The organism is Streptomyces sp. TRM68416 (assembly GCF_014596915.1).
Classification (GTDB): domain Bacteria; phylum Actinomycetota; class Actinomycetes; order Streptomycetales; family Streptomycetaceae; genus Streptomyces.
On the sequence record NZ_JACVWU010000058.1, the window covers coordinates 1 to 3,577 of the forward strand.

Here is a 3,577-nt window from a genome sequence, read left to right on the forward strand (position 1 = left end):
CGCCGAGGAGAGCCGCACACTCGCCCGCTGGCCCAGCACCGCGGCCAACCGGCTCCAGTCCTTCAACTTCCAGGACCGGTACGTACGGCACGCCAGCATGGACGTCCGCATCGACCCGAACGTCAGCCCCGCGGACGACGCCCGCTTCAGGCTGCGGACCGGGCTGGCCGGTTCCGGGACCGTCTCCTTCGAGTCAGTGAACTACCCCGGGTACTTCCTGCGGCACTCCCACTTCGACTTCCAGCTGGCCCACAACGACGGCACCGCCCAGTTCGCCGCGGACGCCACCTTCCGCCAGGTCGCCGGGCTCGCCGACGCGACATGGTCGTCCTTCCAGTCGTACAACCACCCCGACCGATACATCCGGCACTACGCCTACCAGCTGAGGCTCGACCCGATCACCACCGCGACGGGGCGTGCCGACGCCACCTTCCGTACGACGAGCTGACCCGTGGCGGGGAGGGCAACGCCCTCCCCGCCCTCCCATCCCACCCGTTGGCCGACCGATCCGGTCGCGCCGCCCCCGTTCATAGACTGGCGCCGTGCACCTCCCTTTGATCGAAAAGCCGTCGGCGACGCTGGGCAACCGCAGGCCCGGCTTCCTCCGGTTGCTCGGCCTCGCCCTGCTGCTCCTGGCGTCCGCCACGGACGTACTGCTGGCGGGCATGGACGGCAGGCCGCCCTGGCTGCAGGCGGCCGTGGTGCTGCCGGCCGGCCTGGCAGCGCTGCTCTGGCCAGCCAAGCGCGGCTCCCCTGCCTTGTCGTCCCGACAGCGGGGAGAGGCCGCGTGGCGCGGAACGACCGTGCGCGCCACCGTGCCCCCGGTGCTGTCCCTGGCTCTGACGGTGATCGGTGCCCTGTCCGGCTGGACAGTCACGTACGGCGTCGGCGAGATTGTCATCCTGCTGTGCCTGCTGCTGGTCTCCGTGCGCACCTGCCCCGCACCTTGGGCGGCGGTGTGCGGATCACTGAACGGCGTGGCGGTCCTCGCCCTGACCGGCCGGAACAGCAGCGGCGACCTCATGCTCACCTTCGCCGTGCTGGTCGGTGCCGCCGCCGGCCTCGGTGGCTACCTGCGCACCCTGGACCTCCGCCGCGCCGTCGCGGTCACCGAGACCCGCCGTGCCGAGCGACTCGCCATGGCGGCCGACCTGCACGACTTCGTCGCCCATCACGTCACCGGCATCCTGGTACAAGCTCAGCTCGCCGAAATGCTGGCCACCACCGAGCCGGACCGCCTGGCCCCGATCATGAAGGACATCGAACGCGCCTCCGCCGAAGCCCTCGCCTCCATGCGCCGTACCGTCGGCCTCCTGCGCGACGCCCCGAACGACGACGCCACGGGACCGGTGCCCGCCGAGCGTCGGCCGATCGGTGATCTGCCCGCGCTGGCCGGACTGGTGGAGGACTTCGGCGGACCCGCCGGCCCCAAGGCCGTCCTGTGCCGTGCGGCCGACGTGCCGGACGACCTGCCGCACGAGGTGCAGGCAGCCGCGTACCGCGTGGTTCAGGAAGCCCTCACCAACGTCCGCCGTCACGCGGCCGACGCGACCGAGGTAGCCGTCGAACTGGCGCACCAGGACCACGCACTGCGGGTGACCGTGCGCGACGACGGCCGCGGCGGGACCCGGGTCCCCCACGCCGCCCGAGGCGGCGGCTTCGGTCTCGTCGGACTCACCGAACGCGTCACCGCACTCGGCGGCGACCTGCGTACGGGCCCCCGCCCCGACCACGGCTGGGAGGTCACGGCGGTGCTGCCGACCGTGGCGTGACACAGCCGCGGCGCACACTGCGACTCTCGCGGATCTCGTCCGGCAGGTGTCCGCGGATCCCGCTGACGGAATTGGCCGATCGGACGATGTGGACCCGGCCCCCGCCAGGGAGAAGTGGCCATTCGTCCGAGGCGGTCGTCGCCCTTCGGGCGAGAGGGTCGGGGACGGCGCCCGGCACCAGGCCGGCCGCCGTGCCCGAGTCCGGCCGGCAGTCCGTGCGCCGGCGCTTCCCTCCCGGAGGCCGCGATCTCCACCGCAAAGCCGCAGCAGCGCCGACGCCCGCAGTCCACCCGTGCTTCGTCCGTACTCCGCCGGTACGCCGCCCGCCCGCTGCTGACGGCCGTCTTGCCGCCGATGGCGCTGACGACGGCCCTGGGCCTGTGGGGCATACACCGGCAGAACAGTATGTGGGGCGACGAGGCGGTCACCTGGCAAGTCGCGCAGCGCGGCGTGCCGCACATCTGGCGTACCGCGCAGCACGTAGACCTGGTGCATGCCCTGTACTACACCCTGATGCACGGGGTCTTCGCCGTGTTCGGCGACGGACTGCTCACCCTGCGACTGCCGTCCGTGCTCGCGATGTCCCTGGCGGCAGCGGGCGTCGGTCTGCTGGGGCTCCGCCTGGCGGGCCCCCGGGCAGGCCTGCTGGCCGGGCTGGTCTTCCCACTGATCCCCCAGGTGCAGCGGTACACCCAGGAGGGCCGCTCCTACGCCATGGTCTGTGCCCTGGCCACCTGGTCCACAGTCCTGCTGCTCGCGGCCGCCTCCCGCCGTACCCGGCGGTGGTGGGCCGGTTATGCCGTGGTGACGCTTACCGCCTGCCTGCTCCATGAGTTCGCTGTCCTGGTCCTGCCGGCCCATGGCGTCACTCTGGTCGTGTCCGGCGTCGGGCACCGGGTGACGCGGGGGTGGGCCAGGGCCGCCGGCTGCGTCGTGGCCGGGACGCTGCCGCTGATGGCGCTCAGCGCCGGGCAGTCGGGGCAGGTGGCCTGGATCGGCTTTCCGGACCCGGTGCAGTTGCTCGGCCTGGCCGCCATGGCCCTGGTGGGCGTGTGGTGTGCCCGGCGTCTCCCCCCGGACGGGCGAGGAACAGTCCCGCTACCCGCCCTGGCGCTGCCGATCCTGCTCCTGCCCGGACTGCTGCTGCTCCTGTTCTCGCCGGTCAAGCCGCTGTTCGTCGACCGGTACGTCTTGTACAGCACGATCGGGTTCGCCCTGCTGCTGAGCGCTGGGCTGGACCGAGCCCGGCGCCCGCGGACACCCGCCTGGCAGGCATGGCTCGCCATGACGACGGTGGTGGCCGCGCTCGTTCCGGTGAGCGTCCACCTGCGGACCCCCGAGAGCCGCCGTGACGACGTCTTCGCCATCGGCCGCGCGGTACGGGAGGCGGCCGAGCCCGGCGACGGACTGCTGTACCTCCCCGCACGCCGCCGGGTGTGGACCCAGGCCCGTCCTCATGACACCCGGAACCTGACCGATCTCGCGCTGGCACAGGACACTGTCGCCTCCGACACCCTGTCGGGCACCGAGCTCCCCGCCCGTGACATCCCCGCCCGGATGCGTGCCTTCGCTCGGATCATCGTGGTGCACGACCGCGAGGGCGAGCCGCTGGACATGAGCCCCGAGGGACGTGCGAAACGCCGGACGCTCGACCACTACTTCCACACGTGCGGCACCACCGGCGTCCACGGCGCCCGCATCACCGTGCATGTGCGCGGCAAGGCTCCTTGCTCCTCGTTCACTGGCTGACCCACCCGCCCGGCGCACCGAGGCCGAGGCCACCGCTCGCCCCGGCCTGAGCGTTC

The 3,577-nt window shown here is 72.6% G+C and carries 3 protein-coding genes; all 3 read left to right on the forward strand.

Annotation, left to right across the window (positions count from 1 at the left end; translation table 11 throughout):
* A partial coding sequence (locus ICC28_RS39820) for an AbfB domain-containing protein (protein ID WP_188293760.1) occupies window positions 1-448 on the forward strand: 448 nt, incomplete at its 5' end.
* A gap of 94 nt (window positions 449-542) precedes the next feature.
* Window positions 543-1,772: a sensor histidine kinase gene (locus ICC28_RS39825; RefSeq protein WP_317454182.1), complete on the forward strand. Its 1,230-nt coding sequence runs from the start codon at window positions 543-545 to the stop codon at window positions 1,770-1,772.
* 354 nt (window positions 1,773-2,126) lie between these two features.
* Window positions 2,127-3,521: a glycosyltransferase family 39 protein gene (locus tag ICC28_RS39830; protein WP_188293761.1), complete on the forward strand. Its 1,395-nt coding sequence runs from the start codon at window positions 2,127-2,129 to the stop codon at window positions 3,519-3,521.
* Window positions 3,522-3,577 lie beyond the last annotated feature (56 nt).

Excerpts from the sequence above, each read along its gene's own strand:
- ICC28_RS39830 (WP_188293761.1), top strand. The coding sequence starts at position 2,127 with ATGGCGCTGACGACGGCCCTGGGCCTGTGGGGCATACACCGGCAGAAC.